Source organism: Bradyrhizobium sp. ORS 111, from assembly GCF_045571485.1.
Classification (GTDB): Bacteria; Pseudomonadota; Alphaproteobacteria; order Rhizobiales; family Xanthobacteraceae; genus Bradyrhizobium.
In genome coordinates, this window is record NZ_CP120701.1 from 5,622,598 (window position 1) to 5,641,210 (window position 18,613).

Consider the following 18,613-nt stretch of genomic DNA (forward strand, 5'->3'; position numbering starts at 1 on the left):
AGCCATGAATCAGCACGTCATGCCAAAACTCAACACGCCAAAGCTCAATCGCCGCGCCTTCGTGATCGGCTCGGCCACAGCCGGCGCCGGTCTCGCGTTTGGTCTCGACCTCCCCTTCGGCGGGCCGTCCGTGGTGCGCGCCGCCGACGGCTCGCCCGAGGTCAACGCCTGGGTGGTGATCCGGCCCGACAACACGGTGGTGATCCGCATTGCCCGCTCCGAGATGGGACAGGGCACGCTGACCGGCCTCGCCCAGCTCGTTGCTGAAGAGCTCGATTGCGACTGGTCGAAGGTTACGACCGAGTATCCGACCCCCGGGCAGAGCGTCGCCCGCAAGCGCGCCTGGGGCGATTTCTCCACCGGCGGCAGCCGCGGCATCCGCTCCTCGCAGGACTACGTGCGCAAAGGCGGCGCTACAGCACGCATGATGCTGATCCAGGCGGCGGCTAACGACTGGAAGGTCCCGGCCTCGGAGTGCAAGGCGTCCAACAGCGTCATCACGCATGCGCCCACGGGCAAGACCACGACCTACGGCAAGGTTGCGGAAGCTGCTGCCAAGCTCGAGCCGCCGACCGACGTCAAACTGAAGGATCCGAAGGACTGGACCATCGCGGGCAAGGGCCTGAAGCGGCTCGACACCGTCGACAAGACCACGGGCGCGATGGTCTACGGCGTCGATGTCAAGCTGCCGGGCATGTTGAACGCCGCGATCAAGGATTGCCCGGTGTTCGGCGGCAAGGTGAAGAGCTTCGACCAAGCCAAGATCGCCAACATGAAGGGCGTCAAGAAGGTGGTGCAAGTCGGCGACAGCGCGGTCGCCGTCGTTGCCGACACCTGGTGGCACGCCAAGACCGCGCTCGACGCACTTCCGATCGTGTGGGACGAGGGCGACAACGCCAAGGTCTCCAGCGAATCGATCGCGAAGTGGCTTGCCGAAGGGCTGGATGACGCCCAGCCCGCCTATGTCGGCAACAAGAACGGCGACGCCAAGGCAGCGATCGCAGGCGCCGCCAAGAAGATCGAGGCCGTCTACAGCTACCCCTACCAGAACCACGCCACGATGGAGCCGATGAACGCCACCGCGCTCTACACATCGGACAAGTGCGAGGTGTGGTGCGGCACCCAGAATGGCGAGGCGGCCTTCGCGGCAGTGCTGGAGGCATCGGGCCTGCCGGCCGAGAAATGCGACGTGCACAAAATGATGCTCGGCGGCGGCTTCGGCCGGCGCGGCATGACCGACTATGTCCGCCAGGCGGTCGCGATCGCCAAGCAGATGCCGGGCACGCCGGTCAAGCTGTTGTGGTCGCGCGAAGAGGACATGCAGCACGGCAAGTATCACCCGGTGACGCAATGCAAGCTGACCGGGGCGTTCGATGCCGACAACAATCTGGTCGCGCTGCATTACCGGCTGTCGGGCCAATCGATCCTGTTCTCGGTGCGGCCGGAAGCGTTGCAGAACGGCATGGATCCCGCCGCGTTCCAGGGCGTCGCGCAAGCCGGCGAAGCGGCGATCGGCTATTCGGTGCCCAACCTGCTGATTGAGCACTCGATGCGCAACCCGCATGTCCCGCCCGGCTTCTGGCGCGGCGTCAACGTCAATCACAACGCGATCTACATGGAGTGCTTCATGGACGAGCTGGCCCAGGCCGCAGGCCAGGACCCGCTCGAGTTCCGCCGCAAGTTGATGGGCAAGCACCCCAAGCATCTGGCCGTGCTCAACGCCGTGGCCGAGAAGATCGGCTGGGGCACACCGGCGCCGCAGGGCGTGTACCGCGGCATCGCGCAGGTGATGGGCTATGGCAGCTATGTCGCCGGCGCCGCCGAGATCTCGGTGACCGACGGCAGCAAGATCAAGGTGCATCGCATCGTCGCCTCCACCGATCCCGGCTACATCGTTAACCCGGCGCAGGTGGAGCGGCAGATCGCCGGCTCCTTCGTTTACGGCCTGAGCGCGCTGTTCTATGGCGGCTGCACCGTCAAGGATGGCCGCATCGAGCAGACCAATTTCGACACCTACAACTCGATGCGCATCAACGAAATGCCCAAGGTCGAAGCCGTGATGGTGCCGAGCGGCGGGTTCTGGGGTGGTGTCGGCGAGCCGACCATCGGCGTTGCGGCGCCCGCGGTGCTGAACGCCTACTTCGCGGCGACGGGAAAACGGATCCGCACATTCCCGCTCCGCGACCAGAACATCACCTTCGCCTGAACCGACAACATGCGGCGGCCCGAGCGGGCCGCCGCGTCTTCTTCCGGATTGTCACATGGCCGTCACGCGCCGTCCGACGCGCAGGGATGTCGTCCGCGGCGCCGCTGCCGCAGCAGCGGCGGCGCTGGCATGCCCGTCATTCGCGCAAGGAGCGCCGCGCGTTGCCGTGGTCGGCGGCGGCTTTGGCGGCGCGGCCTGCGCGCGGGCGCTGCGGCGGCTTGACGCTCAAATTCAGGTCACGCTGATCGAGCCAAATCGAACGTTCACCGCCTGCCCGCTCAGCAACGAGGTGATCGTCGGATTGCGCGAACTCCCCTCGCAGCAATTCACCTACGACAAGATCGCGGCCGAGGGCATCGCGGTTGCGCCGCAGGCCGCCACAAAGATCGACGCGCAGGCACGCAGCATCGGTCTCGCTGACGGCACCTCACTGTCCTACGACCGGCTTGTGCTCGCCCCCGGCATCGACATGCGCTTTGACGCCCTGCCCGGCTATGACGAGGCGGCATCGGCCAAGATGCCGCACGCCTGGAAGGCCGGCGAACAGACCTTGCTGCTGCGCAGGCAGCTCGAAGCCATGGACGATGGCGGTCTCGTCGTGATTGCCGTTCCGGCTGCGCCGCTGCGCTGCCCACCCGCGCCCTACGAGCGCGCCAGCCTGATTGCCCATTATCTGAAAGCGACGAAGCCGCGCTCGAAGATCCTGGTGCTCGACGCCAAGGACAATTATTCCCAGCAGAAGCTGTTCGAGAATGCCTGGAAGACGCTCTACCCCGACATGATCGAGCGGATCGCGCTGTCGCAGGGCGGGCGCGTGACCTCGGTCAATCCGGCAACCAACGAGATCGTCACCGACTTCGGAAACTACACCGCCGCCGTTGCCAACGTGATCCCGCCGCAGCGGGCCGGCCACATCGCCGCGATCGCCGGGGCCGCCGACCGCACCGGCTGGTGTCCGATCGATCCGATCACCTTCGCCTCGAAGCTCGTGCCCAATATCCATGTCATCGGCGACGCCTGCATCGCCGGCGGGATTCCGAAATCGGCATCGGCGGCGGCCGCACAAGGCAAGGCCTGCGCGGCCGCTATCGTCAATGCGTTGGCCGGCAAGCCTGCTGAGACGCCGCGCCTCGATGGCGCCTGCTACAATATCGTGGCACCTGGTTACGGGTTTTCGCTGAAGGGCATCTATCAGCCGAAGGACGACCAATATGCCGAGACGGAAGTGACGACGAGTCCGCTCGACGCGCCGCCCGACGTGCGCCGTCGCGAGGCCGAACAAGCGGCAGACTGGTTCAAGACGCTCACGGTGGACAGCTTTGGCTAGGGCCGTATTCATAGCGCTATGCGCGGCGGTGCTGTTCGCGGTCCCGGGCCGGTCCGAGGCGCAGGCGCTGCGTCCGTATACGATCGTCGGCGACGCCATTCCGGAGCCGTTGACGGGAACCAAAGGCGACGCCGCGCGCGGCCGCGCACTGATCGTTGACCGCTCCAACACTTGCATCCTCTGTCATAGCGGCCCATTTCCCGAGCAGGCGTTTCAAGGCGACCTCGCGCCGAACCTTGCCGGCAGCGGCAGCCGCTGGACGGAGGGACAGTTGCGGTTGCGATTGGTGGACGCTTCGCGCCTCAATGCGGCGACGATCATGCCGTCCTACTATCGCGTAGACGGTCTTGCGCGCGTCGGCATCTCATGGCGCGGCAAGCCGATCCTGTCGGCGGAGCAGATCGAGGATATCGTCGCCTATCTGGTGACGCTGCGGAACTAGCGCATGATCCGATAAGAACCATGCGCAAACAAAGGACAAGCCCGATGCCGGATTCGGACCAGACCACGCGCCGCACATTCCTGGGCCTCGCCGGCAGCGCCGCGGTGCTGGGAGCGGTTCCGGTCGTGACCGTGCGGCCGGCGGAGGCGACGCCCGCCATGCTGGCGACTGCGATCCGCAACGTCGTCGGCGAAGCCGATGTACGGACCGGCAAGGTCAAGCTCGAGATTCCGCCGCTGGTCGAGAACGGCAATACGGTGCCGATGACGGTCAGCGTTGCAAGCCCGATGACGCCGGACGACTATGTGAAAAGCATCCACGTGTTCAACGAGAAGAACCCGCAGCCGAACATCGGTAATTTCTATCTCGGGCCGCGCGCCGGGCGCGCCCAGATATCGACCCGCATCCGCCTCGCCGACAGCCAGAAGGTCACCGCAATCGCGCGCCTCTCTGACGACACCTTCTGGTCGGCGACATCAGATGTCGTGGTGACGCTCGCGGCCTGCACCGAGGAGGCGATCTGATGCCGTCCGCCCTGATCAACGTGCCGAAGAAGGCCAAGCGCGGCGACGTGATCGAGATCAAGACGCTGATGTCGCACATCATGGAAACCGGCTATCGTCACACGGCCTCCGGCGAGACGGTGCCGCGCGACATCATCACGAGCTTCACCTGCCGCTACAACGGCGCGGAGATTTTCCGCGCCGACTTCTTTCCGGCGATTGCCGCTAATCCGTTCGTCACCTTCTTCACGACCGCGATCGAGAGCGGCAAGCTCGAATTCGAGTGGATCGGCGACAAGGGATTTTCGGAGACCGCGTCGGCTTCGATCACGGTCGAATGAGGATTGTCGGCTGCATCGCAGTTCTGCTGGCGATCGCGGGCACCGCGCTCGCCACCGAGATTCCGCAGTCCGAGCGCCGGTCCGGCTATGACTTCATGGGACCGGACAGCAAGGCGATGCAGGACGAGGACACCGACAATCCCGGCATGCTCTGGGTGCTGGATGGCGAAGCGCTGTGGAAGCGCAAGGTCGGGACCGCGAACAAGGCCTGCGCCGACTGTCACAATGACGCGCGCGTCAGCATGAAGGGTGTTGCGGCTCACTATCCGGCCTTCGATAAAGCTCTTGGAAAGCCAGTCGACCTGGAACAACGGATCAATCTCTGCCGCGGCAATCACCAGCAGGCCGCGCCATTTGCCTATGAAAGCCGCGAGCTGCTCGCGCTCACGGCTTATGTCGCAGAGCAGTCACGTGGCATGCCAATCGAGGCCGGCGACGATCCGGAGCTCGCGCCCTTCATCGAACAGGGACACGCGCTATTCATGCAGCGACAAGGTCAGCTCAATCTCGGCTGCGCCAATTGCCACAACGACAATTGGGACAAGAAGCTCGCCGGTGCGCCGATCACGCAGGGGCAGCCGACCGGCTATCCGCTCTACCGGCTGGAATGGCAATCACTGGGCTCACTGCAGCGACGGCTGCGCGCCTGCATCACCGGCATCCGCGCGCAGGCGTATGACTACGGGTCGCCCGAGCTGGTCGAGCTGGAGCTGTATCTGATGACGCGGGCACGCGGGATGAAGTTGGAAACGCCGGCGGTCAGGCCTTGATCGTGACCCTCGAACCATGAGGCCCCACTCGGGCCTCGCCCCTCGAGACGCTTGCTACGCAAGCTCCTCAGGGTGAGGAGATGGGTCGTGCGCGCCGGTCCATCGCCGTCATCGCGAGCGAGACCACAATTAGCGCTCGGCGAACGCCTTCTCGACCACGAACTGCGCGGGCTCGCCGTGATTGCCCTCGACGAAGCCGCGGCCGCCCAGCAGCGTGCGGGTGTCGGCGACCAGCGCCGGCGAGCCGCAGATCATGACACGGTCGTGGGCGGGATCGAGCGCCGGCAGGCCGATGTCGGTGAACAGCTTGCCCGACGTGATGAGGTCGGTAATGCGGCCGCGATTGCGGAAGGGATCGCGCGTCACGGTCGGATAATAGATCAACTGCTCGCGCACCAGCTCGCCGATCAATTCGTCGTTCGGCAGCCGCTCGGTGATCATCTCGCCATAGGCGAGCTCCTTGACGCGGCGGCAGCCGTGCAGCAGCACGACCTTCTCGAACCGGTCGTAGGTCTCGGGATCCTTGATCACGCTGAGGAATGGAGCGAGGCCCGTGCCGGTGCCGACCAGATAGAGATTGCGGCCGTCCTCGAGGTTGTCGATGACCAGCGTGCCGGTGGCCTTGCGACTGACGATGATCTCGTCGCCCTGCTTGAGATGCTGGAGGCGCGAGGTCAGCGGACCATCCGGCACCTTGATCGAGAAGAATTCGAGTGTGTCCTCGTAATTCGCGCTGGCGACGCTGTAGGCCCGCAGCAGCGGCTTCTCGCCGACCTTGAGCCCGATCATGGTGAACTCGCCGTTGCGGAAGCGGAAAGAGGGATTGCGCGTGGTGGTGAAGGAGAACAGCGTGTCGGTCCAGTGGTGAACGCTGAGGACGCTTTCCTGGTTGAAATTGCTCATCGCACCAATCCCTGATGTGTGCTGGCGGGTAAGGACGTGAACCCCGTTGACCGGCCGGATCGTTTGTATACGATCATTCGTATACAAACGAATAATCCGGCTTGATCCGAAAGTCAAGCCGGGCTCAAATTCGCGAGCAATTTCAACAACAGAAGGAAACCACCCATGGCCCATGACGCGCCCCAGGCCACCGGCCCCGGCAAGCTGGTGATCCGCAATATCGGGCTGTTGCTGTCGGGGGCCCTGGAGAAGCCGATCCTCGATGCCGACACCATCGTCGCCGAGAACGGCAAGATCTCCGCGATCGGCCGTCTCAAGGAGGTCGATACCGAAGGCGCCACCACCATCGTCGATGCCAACGGGACGACGGTGGCGCCCGGCCTGATCGACAGCCACGTGCATCCGGTCGCCGGCGACTGGACGCCGCGGCAGAACCAGATCAACTGGATCGACAGCTATCTGCACGGCGGCGTCACCACCATGATCTCGGCCGGCGAGGTGCACATGCCCGGCCGTCCCCGCGACGTGGTCGGGCTGAAGGCGATGGCGGTGTTCGCGCAGCGCGCGTTCTGGACGCTGCGGCCCGGCGGCGTGAAGGTGCATGCGGGCGCGCCCGTGATCGAATGCGAGATGGTGGAAGACGATTTCAGAGAGATGGCCGCCGCCGGCGTCAAGCTGCTCGGCGAGGTCGGGCTCGGCGGCGTCAAGGACGGCCCGACCGCGCGGAAGATGGTCGGCTGGGCGCGCAAATACGGCATCCAGAGCACGATCCATACCGGCGGCCCCTCGATTCCCGGCTCCGGTCTGATCGACAAGGACGTCGTGCTGGAGGCCGACACCGACGTCGTCGGCCACATCAATGGCGGCCACACGGCCCTGCCCGACGACCAGATCCGCTGCATCTGCGAGGGCTGCAAGCGCGGGCTCGAGCTGGTTCACAACGGCAATGAGCGCTCGGCGCTGTTCACGCTGCGCACCGCGCGCGAGATGGGCGACTTGCATCGCGTCATCCTCGGCACCGATGCCCCGGCCGGCTCCGGCGTGCAGCCGCTCGGCATCCTGCGCATGGTCTCGCTGTTGTCCTCGCTCGGCGAGCTGCCTGCCGAACTCGCCTTCTGCCTCGCGACCGGCAACACCGCACGCATGCGCGAGCTCGATTGCGGCCTGATCGAGGTCGGCCGTTCCGCCGATTTCGTGCTGATGGACAAGGCGCAGCATTCGCCGGGCAAGACCATCCTGGAGAGCGTGCAGCTTGGCGACCTGCCCGGCATCGGCATGACCATCATCGACGGCATCGTTCGCACCCAGCGCAGCCGCAACACGCCGCCGGCGGGCAAAGTGCCGGAGATCGTGGCGAAGTAGTCAGTCCCAACATCAGTCAATCCGGGCGCGCGGCCTCGTCGCGCCCGGCATGACGCGATCCACGCAACTGACGACGTTCGCCGCGACCGAAGCCTGCTTTCTCCGGACAGTGTTGAGGTGTATCGTGACCGCCAACGAACCTAGCCGGCGGAACTCGCAAGAGGCATTTGACGATCCGGATGAGTTCTTGCTGCATGCCGCCGTGCCGTGTTGGTCCACACCAGGCAACCAAGAGGCAGCACGATGACGATGAGACCAGATCCCACGTTTCACGCATCGCCGAAGCTTGCGATGGAAGCTCCGGCCGAGAACTTCGCCTACACCCTGCTGCTCAGCCCGGACTTTTCAAAGCCCGACGCGCTCGCCGTCATCGACGTCAAGCCGGGTTCGCCGACCTACAGCAAGATCGTCCACACCGTGACGATGCCCAACAAGGGCGACGAGTTTCATCATTTCGGCTGGAATGCCTGCTCGTCGGCCCTGTCCCCGCTGGCAGGGCACGCCTTCATCGAGCGCCGCTATCTCATCATCCCCGGCCTGCGATCCTCGCGGATCTACATCGTCGACACCAAGCCGGATCCGACGCAGGCCAGAATCCACAAGATCATCGAGCCCGAGGAGGTCTTCAAGAAAACCGGCTATTCGCGGCCGCACACGATTCATTGCGGACCGGAAGGAATTTACGTCAGCACGCTCGGTGGTGGCGGCCGCGACGGCACCGATGGGCCGCCCGGCATCTTCATCATGGACTGCGAGACTTTCGAAGTGCTCGGCCGCTGGGAGATCGATCGCGGCCCGCAGACCAAGCATTATGACTTCTGGTGGAATTTGCCGCGCGACTACATGGTGAGCAGCGAGTGGGCCTTGCCGCCGCAATTCGAGAACGGAATCGTGCCCGAGGATCTGCTGTCGAACAAATACGGCCATCGGTTGCACTTCTGGGATCTGCGGGCGCGGCGCAATGTCCAGACCATCGACCTCGGCGCCAATCATCAAATGGCGCTGGAGGTGCGTCCCGCCCACGATCCGGTTCGCGAATACGGCTTCGTCGGCGTCGTGGTGGATACCACCAACCTCGAGGGTTCGATCTGGACCTGGTGGCGCGACGGCGGCAAGTTTCACATCGAGAAGACGGTGACGATCCCGCCCGAGCCCGCGCCGAAGGACCAATTGCCGCCGCTCCTGCAGGGCTTTGGCGCAGTGCCACCGCTGGTCACCGACATCGATCTATCGATGGATGACAAATTCCTCTACGTCTCCTGCTGGGCCACCGGCGAGATGCGCCAATACGACGTCAGCGATCCCCGCAAGCCGAAGCTGGCCGGATCGGTCCGCATCGGCGGCATCGCCCGCCGTGCGCCGCACCCGAACGGACAGGCCTTCGCCGGCGGTCCGCAAATGGTCGAGATCAGCCGCGACGGCAAGCGAGTGTACTGGACCAATTCGCTTTACTCGACGTGGGACGACCAGTTCTATCCGCAAGGCATTCCCGGCGCCGAGGTGATGGCGAATGTGAGCCCGGCCGGCGGGCTTGAACTCGCCAAGGACTACTGGGTCAGCTTCCCCGACGGGTATCGGGCGCACCAGATCCGGCTCGACGGCGGCGACTGTTCGACCGACTCGTTCTGCTATCCGTCGGCCTGAATGTGAGCGGAGCCGACTGGACGCCGGCCTGGCTCTGGCTGGCAGTCATCGCAAGCGGCCTGTACCACGGGATCAATCCCGGCATGGGGTGGCCGCTCGCCGTTTCGGCTGGATTGATGCAAAGGAGCTCGCGCGCGCTGGTGGCCGCGCTCGGGCCGCTCGCGATCGGTCACCTGCTCGCGATCCTGCTCGTGCTGCTGCCATTCGCGCTGCTGGTCGCCCTTGCCGAATGGCAACGCGCGATCCGGATCGGCGCCAGCCTTGTTGTCATCGCCTTCGGCATCTATCGGCTTGTCGACCGCCGCCATCCGAAGGCCTTAACGCGGATACCTCCAACACAACTGGGGCTTTGGTCCTTCACGGTGGCCATGGCCCACGGTGCGGCGCTGATGCTGGTTCCGATCTATCTCGGGCTCTGCCAGGACACCGATCCCGCCCAAGGCCACGAGGCCGCCGGCGCCCTGATCAATGCCAACCTCACGATGGCGGTAGTGGTCTCGATCGTTCACGCCGGCGCGATGATCGTGGCCGGCGGATGCCTGGCGTGGCTGGTCTATCGCTATCTGGGCCTCACATTCGTATCCCGGAGCTGGTTCAATCTGGACGCTGTTTGGGCCGCCAGCCTCATCCTGGTCGGAGCCGTCGCGCTGGCGTTCAGCATGACGGAATAGTCAATCGGGCACGCCGCACCCGTCAGCGTAACCTGCTGAGCAGCGCGATCAGCGTATCGCGCTCCTTGGCGTCCAGCGGGGCCAGCGTTTCCTTTGAGATTGCGAGCGCATTCGGCGCGACCTTTTCCGCCAATTGCTGGCCGCTGCGCGTCAGGCTGACGAGCAGACGCCGCCCATCGTCCGGATCGGGCGAGGTCTCGGTCAGGCCGCGCGCGGTGAGCCGGTCGATCACGCCCTTGATGGTTGCAACATCCATCGATGTCAGGCGCCCGAGCTGGTTTTGCGAGCATGGCCCGACTTCCGACAATTTCGACAACGCCGCCCATTGCGTCGGCGTCAGGGTGATGCCGATGTCGCGCGCGAAGATCATCGCGTGGCGCTGCGATACCTGGCGCAGGATGAAGCCGATCTGCTCGTCCAGCACGTAAGCCGGTTTCGTCGCCTTCACGCTTCGCTTCTGGGCATTGGTCCTGGCCATCTTCCACTCCGCCCCTAAAGCGACAAATGCGCGTCGCGGATGTCCGGACGCGCGTCGAGCTCGGCCATGGTGCCGCCGAAGCAGATCCGGCCGCGCTCGATGATGTAGGCCCGATCCGAGATCAGCCGCGCGAAATGTAGGTTCTGCTCGGAGACCACGATGCTGACGCCCTCTTGCTTCATCGCGAGGATGGCATCGACCATCTGCTCGACGATCTTCGGCGACAACCCTTCCGATGGCTCATCGAGCAGCACCAGCGACGGGTTACCCATCAAGGTGCGCGCGATCGTCAACATCTGTTGCTCGCCGCCGCTCATGCGCCCGCCGGGACGCCCGCGCATCTCACCGAGATTGGGGAACAGCTTGAACAGCTTGTCGCGATCCCATTGCGGCGCGCCCGCCCGCTTGGGCTGGCGGCCGACCTCGAGATTTTCTTCCACAGTCAGGTCGGTGAAGATGCGCCGCTCTTCCGGGACATAGCCGAGGCCGCCGCGCACGATCGCATGCGTCGGCTCGCGCGAGACATCCCTACCCTCGAACACGATGCTGCCCGTGCGGTTCTCGACCAGGCCGACGATGGAGCGGAAGGTCGTCGACTTGCCGGCGCCGTTGCGGCCGAGCAGTGCGACCACCTCGCCCTCGCCGACCTCGAGCGAAATGTCGAACAGGATGTGCGCCGGGCCGTAGAAGCTGTTGAGATCCTTCACCGCGAGCTTCATGCCGATGCCCCTTCGCGATGCCGCGCGTCGTAGACCAGGCCCTCGCCGAGATAGATCGCCCGGACCTCGGCGTTGCCGCGAACCTCTTGCGGCGAGCCTTCGGCGATCAAGCTGCCGCGGTTGAGCACCAGGATGCGGTCGGCATGCTCGAACACGACGTCCATGTCATGCTCGGTGAAGAGCACGCCGATCGACTGCTCGCGCGCGATCCGCGCGGTCAGCCGCATCAGCTCGATCCGCTCGCGCGGCGCCATCCCGGCGGTCGGCTCGTCCATCAAGAGCAGCTTCGGCTGGTTGGCGAGCGCGATTGCAAGCTCCAGCCGCTTGAGGTCGCCATAGGCGAGTTCGCCGCACGGCCGCTCCGCATAGGCGCCCATGCCGACCAGGTCGAGCAATCGCCCGGCCTCGTCGCGCGCATGGTTTGCAGTCGGGCCCCAGAGATTGAACAGGTGCCGGCCATACGACACCAGCGCGACCTGCACGTTCTCGCGCACCGTCATGGTCGGGAACGTCGCCGTGATCTGGAAGGTGCGCCCGACACCCATCCGCCAGATCACCCGCGGCTTCTTGCCCGTCGTCTCCTCGCCGAGCACGCGGATACGGCCGGTATCCGGAATGTTCTGGCCGTTGAGCATGTCGAAGCAGGTGCTCTTGCCGGCACCGTTCGGTCCGATCAGCGCCAGTATCTCGCCGGAGCGCAGCTCGAACGAGACGCCGCGCACGGCATGCACGCCGCCATAGGATTTGGTCAGGCCTTCGACCGACAGTAATGTGGGAACCATGCTCATTCGGCGGTCTCGATGCGCGAGGTGAGGATGGATGACGCCGATGACGAGGACTTGCGGCGGCGATGCATGAACGCCTCCAGCGTTCCGACAATGCCCTTCGGGAAGGCGACGACGATCAGCACGACGAAGGCGCCGAGCACGAGCTTGGAGAGATCGGTCTGGCTGACCAGCCAGATGTTCAAGGCCTTGTAGACGATCGCACCGATCACCGCGCCCGACACCGTCTCGACACCGCCGAGCAGCACCATGACGAGCGCATCGACCGAGAGCGAGATCCCCATGTTGTCCGGGAAGACGCTGCCCTTGAGATAGGCGAACAGCGCGCCGGCAAGCCCGGCCACCGTGCCCGCGACCACGAACGCGGTCCACTGGATACGCTTGCCGTTGATGCCGATCGCCTCGCTGCGCAGCGGCGAATCGCGCGTGGCGCGTAGCGCGAAGCCGAACGGCGAGAACACCATGATGCGGAGGACCACGACCGCGAGCGCGGCGATGCCGAGCGACAGCCAGTAGAAATGCGACGGGCTCGCCGCCCACTTCTCCGGCCAGACCCCGAGGATGCCGTTGTCGCCGCCGGTGACCGAGACCCACTGGAACGCGATCGACCAGACGATCTGTGCGAACGCCAGCGTCAGCATCGCGAAATAGACGCCCGAGAGCTGAACCGCGAAGAAGCCGAACACGGCGGCGCCAACCAGCCCCAGCAGCGGCCCGAGCAGCAGGCAGGCGATCATCGGCAACCCCGCCATCTTGGCGAGCAGCGCCACGCCGTAGGCACCAAGGCCGAAATAGGCCGCGTGACCAAACGAGGCGAGCCCCCCGACCGCCATCAGGAAGTGCAGACTGACCGCGAAGATCACGAAGATCGCGATCTCCGAGCCGACGGTGAGCGCATAATTGCCTGCGAAGAACGGCAACGCGGCGGCGATGAGCAGCGCCGCGATCGCGGCGAACCGTTCGTTCGCGGTGAGCGGCCGCCATGGATTGACCGATAGCCCGGGCGTACGCCGCGCCGGTGCTTCTGGCTTGCCGAACAACCCCCACGGACGCACGATCAGCACCACCGCCATCACCAGGAACACCAGGATGATGGAGATCTTCGGAAAGATCAGGATGCCGAATGCGTTGAGCTCCGACACCAGCACGGCGGCGACGAAGGCGCCGGTGATGCTGCCGAGGCCGCCGATCACGACCACGACGAAGACTTCGACGATGACGCGCAGATCCATCGCGTGGTTCACGGCGTCGCGCGGAATCTGCAGCGCGCCGCCGAGCGCTGCGAGGAAGACGCCGAGCGCGAACACGCTGGTGAACAGCCATTTCTGATTGACGCCGAGCGCCGCGACCATGTCGCGGTCCTGCGTCGCCGCGCGCACCAGGATGCCCCAGCGGGTGCGCTGGAACATGAGCCAGAGCGCCCCGAGCACCACCGGCCCGAGCACGATCAGGAACAGGTCATAGCTCGGAACGTTCTGGCCGAAGAAATCGATCGCCCCGCGGAAGCCCGGCGCACGGCGGCCGACCAGATCATCCGGCCCCCAGATCAGCACCACGAGATCTTCGACCATCAGCGTCAGCCCGAAGGTCGCGAGCAGTTGGAACAGCTCGGGCGAGTGATAGATCCGCCGCAGCAGCAGCATTTCCACCAGCACGCCGATCGCCGCGACAATCAGTGCCGCGGCGACGATGCCGCCCCAGAAGCCGAGCGCGCCATCGAGGCGCTCGGTCAGCGTGAAGGCGACATAGGCGCCGAGCATGTAGAACGCGCCATGCGCGAAATTCACGATCCGCGTCACGCCGAAGATGATCGACAGGCCCGAGGCGACCAGGAACAGCGACGCCGCGCTGGCAAGACCGGTCAGGAACTGGACGACGTAGAAGGCCATGGGCTAATCGCTTCAGCGTGGATTTGCGTCGGTGGCCTCATCCTTCGAGACGGCGCTTCGCGCCTCCTCAGGATGAGGTTCGAGACCCTCATGGTGAGGAGCGCGGCGACGCCGCGCGTCTCGAACCATGAGGCCCCGGTGTATCTGCGGACTCAATCCTTCGGCCGCATCTTCTCGATCTCGGCGTCGCTTGGCAGATAATCCGAGCCCTTGCGATAGGCGGTATCGACCATAACGCCCTTGCCATCCTTCAGCGCGGTCTTTCCGGTGAAGGCGCCGAGTGTCGACTGGTGATCGATCTTGCGGAAGGTGATCTCGCCGAACGGCGACGACACCGAGATTCCCTCGGCTGCCGCGATCAGCTTCTCCGGATCGGTCGAGCCCGCCTTGGCGAGGATCGCCGCCGCCGACTTGATGGTCTCGTAGCCGACGATCGAGCCAAGCCGCGGATAATCGTTGTACTTGGCCTGATAGGCCTTCAGGAACGCCTCATGCTCCGGCGTCTTGATCGAGTACCAGGGATAGCCGGTGACGATCCAGCCCTCCGGCGTCTCGTCCTTCAAGGGATCGAGATATTCCGGCTCGCCGGTCAGGAAACTCACCACTTCGCGGCCCTTGAACAGGCCGCGGGTGTTGCCTTCGCGCACCAGCTTCACGAGATCGGCGCCGAAGGTGACGTTGAGGATCGCTTCCGGATTGGCGGCGGCGACCGCCTGCACCACGGGACCGGCGTCGATCTTGCCTTGCGGCGGCCATTGCTCGTCGACCCACTGGATATCGGGCCGCTTCGCGGACATCAGCTTCTTGAACACCGAAACGGCCGACTGGCCATATTCATAGTTCGGCGCGATCGTCGCCCAGCGCTTGGCCGGCAGCTTCGCCGCCTCCTCCACCAGCATCGCGGCCTGCATGTAGTTGGAGGGACGCAGACGGAAGGTGTAGCGATTGCCTTTCGACCAGGTGATGGCGTCGGTCAAAGGCTCGGCGGCGAGGAAGAACACCTTCTTCTGGTTGGCGAAGTCGCTGACCGCAAGCCCGATATTGGAGAGGAAGGTGCCCGTCAGCATCGCAACGTTCTCGCTCGAGACCAGCTCGTTCGCCGCGGTCTGTGCGTCGGCCGGCTTGCCGTTGTCATCCTTGGAAATGACGACAAGCTTCTTGCCGTTGATGCCGCCGGCGGCGTTGATCTCCTCCACCGCGAGCTGCCAGCCCTTGCGGTAGGGCTCGGTGAACGCCGGCAGCAGCGAGTAGCTGTTGATCTCGCCGATCTTGATCTCGCTTTGCGCCATGGCCTGCGTTGTCATGGCGCTGCTCGCCATGGTCGCGACCGCGATCGCCAAACCCGCGCTTACGAAATACCCACGCATCCCATCCTCCAGTTTTTCTTCAAAGAGATTATCGCAATCCGTCTTCGCCCTTGATCTCGCCAACCGCCAGCCCGCCGACGCGCGGTAGCGGCCGTCCGCTATCGGTTACCGCAACGGCGACCATGATCTCGTTGGCGCGCGGCGCGTCGTTGATCTGCACCTCCATGCCATCGAAATGGCTGCGCACGAAGGCTGCGTCCTTGTGCCCGAGCGGAATATCCAGCGTCGTGCCCGGGCCGGAGCGCTTCTTCGACGAGGGTATCAGCGCCGCGCCCTTGGAGAGCACTTTGCGCACCGGCGCGCCCATCTTCGGATGCAAGATCGCGGCCGCATGCTCCAGCTCGCCATTTTCGCCAACGGCGGCGGCCTTGCCGTAGCTATGCGCCTTGGCGCCGTCGATGCCGAGCGCAGCCACCGCCCGCTTGGCGAGCAATTCGCCGAGTTCCTCGCCAATCGCGATCAGCGGCGACAAATCCTCGACATAGCGGCCGGCAAAGGGGTTCTCGATCACGGCAATCGCGGCGGCTCGCCGGGTCGGCGGTACGACGGTCTTACCCATCTCCAGATGGGTTTCCTCGACCACGGTGACGATCTTGCGAATGACGGCGCTCATTGTGTCAGCCTCGCTCCCGCTCATGCCAGCATGTTTGCTATCGTTGTTCGTTGAAACGCGTGCGATGCCTGCGCCTCGTCCCCAGTTGCACCGACCAGCCGTGTTTCGCCCAGTAGACGCAATGCCGCGCCCTCGATCAATCCCGACATCAGGAGGTCTTGCGCCTGCCTGACGCCTGTTTCCAGCGCCTGCGCGACCTCGGCTTCCGACAATTGCCCGACGCCGCAGGTCACGAGCCGCGCACCGAGATCACTGTCCGGCTGCAGTTCATTGGCAGGAACACGGACGATCGCGGGATGGCCAGTGAGATCGACGGCATTGGCAATGATAGTCGCAGCAGCGTCCGCCTGCGACGCAGTTCGCGTAAACACCGTGACGGCGTCGGCAATGCCGAGCGAGAAGCTGCGGCCGTGGCGCCCGCTGGTCGCGATACCGCGCACCGGCGTGTCGGCTTCGACGACCATGGTGCGCATCACGCCATGGCAGTCCGGCCGGTCCACCAAGCCGACAGCGAACTGTTCGCGACCGGTGAGATGCAGCGCGATGTCGCCGCCATTGTTGACATAGGCCCGGTCGAGCGGCGCCGCCCGCAGCATCGCACCTAGGATTTCCTCGGCGACGGAGCCGGCCACCGCGGCCATCGGCGTGATGAAGCAGTCGGCGGCAAACGGCGCGACCGCCGCATGCATGCGCCGCGCGACGATTCCCTTTAGCGCACAATGCCGGGGATCAGCGGCACTGCGCAGCGAGGCGAGCTCCGCGCAGAGTTCATCAAGCAATCCGGTAAAACGCTGCGCCGCCGCCTGATAGGCGGTGCGGACGTTGGCATCCCCACCCTTCGCCTCGAGGATCAGATCAATGGGACCGTCCTGCAAATGCAGCCGCTTGCCGTCAAGAAGAAGCGCGATTTGCGGGAGCCGGGTCATGCGCGCCGCCCGGGAAGATAGGGCATCGGCCGAACTTCGGCGCTGTCCCGCAGCGAGGACAACGGCCGGACATAATCCATGTGGCCGCCGAGCGCCGCATAGTCGGACAGCTTCATCGTGAACTCGATCGGCGCCACCAGCGCCGGCGTCGGCACATAGCCGAATGCACCGGCCGGCATCTGCGTGACATCGACCATGAAAGTGATGCCGCCACCCGGCCAGACATACACCGGCGCGCCGCCGCTGGTCACCCGCGTCAGCGCGTCCTTCACCGAGCGCGTCAGCCGCACCGGATTGTCGGTGACACCGGCGCGCAGCGATCCGCCCGCACCGCCCATGAACAGCACGGTGCACAGCGCCGGCTCGCAATTCTCCTGGATGCGCTCGACCGAAAACCGCAGATCGGCAGGCATCTCGGTCTCGATCGGCTTCAGCGCGTCATCGAGCACGTAGTAGGACGCGTGCTCACCGGTGGTCGAGACCATCAGCATGGTCAGTCCGGGCCGCGCCTCCTTCGCGTTGAAGGGTCCGAGGATCGACAGCGGATCGGAGATGTTGGTGCCGCCCCAGCCCGTGCCGGGCTCGGCGACCTGGAAATAACGGCCCGGCGTCGAACGCCGCCCTTTCATCTTGATGCCGGTGTCGGCGATGTCGAGCAGCTTGCCGGCCTGGTGCTCGCTGAGCACGCCGGTGATGTGGTCATCGACCACGACGACCTCGTCGACCTTGCCGTGCCATTGCTTGGCGAACATGCCGATCGTCGCCGAGCCGCAGCCGACCCGCATCCGCTCTTCCGCCACGCCGTTGACGATCGGCGGCTTGCCGGCCTGCACGACGACCGTAGCGCCGCCGTCGATCGTCAGCTCCACCGCCTTGCAATTGGAGAGATCCATCAGCGTGTCGCAGGTGACGCGGCCCTCCTTCTTCGAGCCGCCGGTTAGATGATGCACGCCGCCGAGCGACAGCATCTGCGAGCCGTATTCGCTGGTCGTGACATGGCCGACCGCCTCGCCGTCCGCGCGCACCGCCGCCGTTTCGGGGCCGAGATAGCGGTCGGTGTCGATCTTCACCTTGACGCCGCAATACGAGAAAATGCCCTCGGTCACGACCGTGACCATGTCGACGCCGTCGACCTCCGACGACACGATGAAGGGCGCCGGCTTGTAGTCCGGATAGGTGGTTCCCGCGCCGATCGCGGTGACAAAGATATCGGGCTGACGGACGATCTTGCCGTCCCAGTCACCGCTCACCTGGAACGGCACCAGCTTGCCGCCATGCGACACGGTGCGCTCCAGCACGACATGCGGATCGACGCGAACCAACGTTCCGTCTTGGTTGGCGTAGCGGTCGCAAGCCCCAGCCGCACCCGGCTTGATGTAGCACATCACCGGGCAGGCATCGCAGCGGATCTTGTCGCCGGCAGTGACCGTCATTGTGTCAGCCATCGTGACCAAGCCTAGACTTGCGGCGGTGGTCGATCATCCTGCGCCTCCCTCCGCCTGCCTATATCGTTCGTATACGAATGATCCTGCGCGTGAGCTCGAAAGCTGTCAAGTGGACTTTGCAGGCGAAAGCTGCCGCTGCCGAATAATAGCTCGTTTGCCTGCGCGCCCTGTTCATAAAGCGGGCACCCACTGCAGCGCGGCATGCCGCCGCTTGCACGTTTG

The 18,613-nt window shown here is 65.0% G+C and carries 18 protein-coding genes; 9 read left to right on the top strand and 9 right to left on the bottom strand.

Features of this window, described 5'->3' with window-relative positions; genetic code table 11:
• Positions 1–4 precede the first annotated feature (4 nt).
• The 6 genes from P6U30_RS26000 to soxA are packed head-to-tail and all read left to right on the top strand — an operon-like array spanning position 5 to position 5,589.
• On the top strand, positions 5–2,206 hold the full coding sequence (locus tag P6U30_RS26000; protein ID WP_407165715.1) for a molybdopterin cofactor-binding domain-containing protein: 2,202 nt from the start codon (positions 5–7) through the stop codon (positions 2,204–2,206).
• Positions 2,207–2,261: 55 nt separating this feature from the next.
• Positions 2,262–3,533: an FCSD flavin-binding domain-containing protein gene (locus tag P6U30_RS26005; RefSeq protein ID WP_407165716.1), complete on the top strand. Its 1,272-nt coding sequence runs from the start codon at positions 2,262–2,264 to the stop codon at positions 3,531–3,533.
• Positions 3,534–3,543: 10 nt separating this feature from the next.
• Positions 3,544–3,975 (top strand): sulfur oxidation c-type cytochrome SoxX, encoded by a 432-nt coding sequence (gene soxX / locus P6U30_RS26010; protein WP_407170545.1) that lies wholly within the window; start codon positions 3,544–3,546, stop codon positions 3,973–3,975.
• A 44-nt stretch (positions 3,976–4,019) separates the two neighbouring features.
• A complete protein-coding gene (locus P6U30_RS26015; RefSeq protein WP_407165717.1) occupies positions 4,020–4,499 on the top strand; it encodes a SoxY-related AACIE arm protein in 480 nt (159 codons plus the stop codon).
• Entirely contained in the window at positions 4,499–4,819 is a 321-nt protein-coding gene (gene soxZ, locus P6U30_RS26020) for a thiosulfate oxidation carrier complex protein SoxZ (RefSeq protein ID WP_407165718.1), read from the top strand. The genes P6U30_RS26015 and soxZ overlap by 1 nt, the downstream gene beginning before the upstream one ends.
• Positions 4,816–5,589, top strand: coding sequence for a sulfur oxidation c-type cytochrome SoxA (gene soxA / locus P6U30_RS26025; protein WP_407165719.1), 774 nt, complete (start codon positions 4,816–4,818; stop codon positions 5,587–5,589). Before soxZ ends, soxA begins: the two co-directional genes overlap by 4 nt.
• 129 nt (positions 5,590–5,718) lie before the next feature.
• On the opposite strand, the gene P6U30_RS26030 is transcribed toward soxA, so the two are convergent.
• A complete protein-coding gene (locus P6U30_RS26030; protein WP_407147645.1) occupies positions 5,719–6,492 on the bottom strand; it encodes a ferredoxin--NADP reductase in 774 nt (257 codons plus the stop codon).
• 165 nt (positions 6,493–6,657) lie between these two features.
• Between P6U30_RS26030 and P6U30_RS26035 the strand changes: the two genes are divergently transcribed.
• From P6U30_RS26035 to P6U30_RS26045, 3 genes are all read left to right on the top strand, one after another.
• On the top strand, positions 6,658–7,854 hold the full coding sequence (locus P6U30_RS26035) for an amidohydrolase family protein (protein ID WP_407165720.1): 1,197 nt from the start codon (positions 6,658–6,660) through the stop codon (positions 7,852–7,854).
• Between the two features lie 243 nt (positions 7,855–8,097).
• The gene (locus tag P6U30_RS26040; RefSeq protein WP_407165721.1) at positions 8,098–9,498 is read left to right on the top strand and encodes a selenium-binding protein SBP56-related protein; all 1,401 of its coding nucleotides are present in this window, start codon (positions 8,098–8,100) and stop codon (positions 9,496–9,498) included.
• Between the two features lie 2 nt (positions 9,499–9,500).
• The gene (locus P6U30_RS26045; protein ID WP_407165722.1) at positions 9,501–10,169 is read left to right on the top strand and encodes a hypothetical protein; all 669 of its coding nucleotides are present in this window, start codon (positions 9,501–9,503) and stop codon (positions 10,167–10,169) included.
• A 22-nt stretch (positions 10,170–10,191) separates the two neighbouring features.
• Here the strand turns inward: P6U30_RS26045 and P6U30_RS26050 are convergent, their stop codons facing one another.
• The 8 genes from P6U30_RS26050 to P6U30_RS26085 all read right to left on the bottom strand — a co-directional run bounded on the left by P6U30_RS26050 (position 10,192) and on the right by P6U30_RS26085 (position 18,391).
• The gene (locus tag P6U30_RS26050) at positions 10,192–10,647 is read right to left on the bottom strand and encodes a MarR family winged helix-turn-helix transcriptional regulator (protein WP_407165723.1); all 456 of its coding nucleotides are present in this window, start codon (positions 10,645–10,647) and stop codon (positions 10,192–10,194) included.
• Between the two features lie 14 nt (positions 10,648–10,661).
• Positions 10,662–11,366, bottom strand: coding sequence for an ABC transporter ATP-binding protein (locus P6U30_RS26055; protein WP_407165724.1), 705 nt, complete (start codon positions 11,364–11,366; stop codon positions 10,662–10,664).
• Positions 11,363–12,154, bottom strand: coding sequence for an ABC transporter ATP-binding protein (locus P6U30_RS26060; RefSeq protein ID WP_407165725.1), 792 nt, complete (start codon positions 12,152–12,154; stop codon positions 11,363–11,365). The genes P6U30_RS26055 and P6U30_RS26060 overlap by 4 nt, the downstream gene beginning before the upstream one ends.
• Positions 12,151–14,040 (bottom strand): ABC transporter permease, encoded by a 1,890-nt coding sequence (locus P6U30_RS26065; RefSeq protein ID WP_407165726.1) that lies wholly within the window; start codon positions 14,038–14,040, stop codon positions 12,151–12,153. The genes P6U30_RS26060 and P6U30_RS26065 overlap by 4 nt, the downstream gene beginning before the upstream one ends.
• A gap of 152 nt (positions 14,041–14,192) precedes the next feature.
• Positions 14,193–15,407, bottom strand: coding sequence for an ABC transporter substrate-binding protein (locus P6U30_RS26070; protein WP_407165727.1), 1,215 nt, complete (start codon positions 15,405–15,407; stop codon positions 14,193–14,195).
• A gap of 28 nt (positions 15,408–15,435) precedes the next feature.
• Positions 15,436–16,020: an amino acid synthesis family protein gene (locus P6U30_RS26075; protein ID WP_407165728.1), complete on the bottom strand. Its 585-nt coding sequence runs from the start codon at positions 16,018–16,020 to the stop codon at positions 15,436–15,438.
• A gap of 20 nt (positions 16,021–16,040) precedes the next feature.
• Positions 16,041–16,946, bottom strand: a complete 906-nt coding sequence (locus tag P6U30_RS26080; RefSeq protein ID WP_407165729.1) for a UPF0280 family protein — start codon at positions 16,944–16,946, stop codon at positions 16,041–16,043.
• A complete protein-coding gene (locus P6U30_RS26085; RefSeq protein ID WP_407165730.1) occupies positions 16,943–18,391 on the bottom strand; it encodes a 6-hydroxynicotinate reductase in 1,449 nt (482 codons plus the stop codon). The genes P6U30_RS26080 and P6U30_RS26085 overlap by 4 nt, the downstream gene beginning before the upstream one ends.
• Positions 18,392–18,613: the final 222 nt, after the last annotated feature.

Coding starts and splice junctions, on each gene's coding strand:
- P6U30_RS26075 (WP_407165728.1), bottom strand. CDS start 16,020: ATGAGCGCCGTCATTCGCAAGATCGTCACCGTGGTCGAGGAAACCCAT.
- P6U30_RS26060 (WP_407165725.1), bottom strand. CDS start 12,154: ATGAGCATGGTTCCCACATTACTGTCGGTCGAAGGCCTGACCAAATCC.
- P6U30_RS26055 (WP_407165724.1), bottom strand. CDS start 11,366: ATGAAGCTCGCGGTGAAGGATCTCAACAGCTTCTACGGCCCGGCGCAC.
- P6U30_RS26000 (WP_407165715.1), top strand. CDS start 5: ATGAATCAGCACGTCATGCCAAAACTCAACACGCCAAAGCTCAATCGC.
- P6U30_RS26080 (WP_407165729.1), bottom strand. CDS start 16,946: ATGACCCGGCTCCCGCAAATCGCGCTTCTTCTTGACGGCAAGCGGCTG.
- P6U30_RS26050 (WP_407165723.1), bottom strand. CDS start 10,647: ATGGCCAGGACCAATGCCCAGAAGCGAAGCGTGAAGGCGACGAAACCG.
- P6U30_RS26085 (WP_407165730.1), bottom strand. CDS start 18,391: ATGGCTGACACAATGACGGTCACTGCCGGCGACAAGATCCGCTGCGAT.
- soxA (WP_407165719.1), top strand. CDS start 4,816: ATGAGGATTGTCGGCTGCATCGCAGTTCTGCTGGCGATCGCGGGCACC.
- P6U30_RS26065 (WP_407165726.1), bottom strand. CDS start 14,040: ATGGCCTTCTACGTCGTCCAGTTCCTGACCGGTCTTGCCAGCGCGGCG.
- P6U30_RS26015 (WP_407165717.1), top strand. CDS start 4,020: ATGCCGGATTCGGACCAGACCACGCGCCGCACATTCCTGGGCCTCGCC.
- P6U30_RS26030 (WP_407147645.1), bottom strand. CDS start 6,492: ATGAGCAATTTCAACCAGGAAAGCGTCCTCAGCGTTCACCACTGGACC.
- P6U30_RS26040 (WP_407165721.1), top strand. CDS start 8,098: ATGACGATGAGACCAGATCCCACGTTTCACGCATCGCCGAAGCTTGCG.
- P6U30_RS26070 (WP_407165727.1), bottom strand. CDS start 15,407: ATGCGTGGGTATTTCGTAAGCGCGGGTTTGGCGATCGCGGTCGCGACC.
- P6U30_RS26005 (WP_407165716.1), top strand. CDS start 2,262: ATGGCCGTCACGCGCCGTCCGACGCGCAGGGATGTCGTCCGCGGCGCC.
- soxZ (WP_407165718.1), top strand. CDS start 4,499: ATGCCGTCCGCCCTGATCAACGTGCCGAAGAAGGCCAAGCGCGGCGAC.
- P6U30_RS26035 (WP_407165720.1), top strand. CDS start 6,658: ATGGCCCATGACGCGCCCCAGGCCACCGGCCCCGGCAAGCTGGTGATC.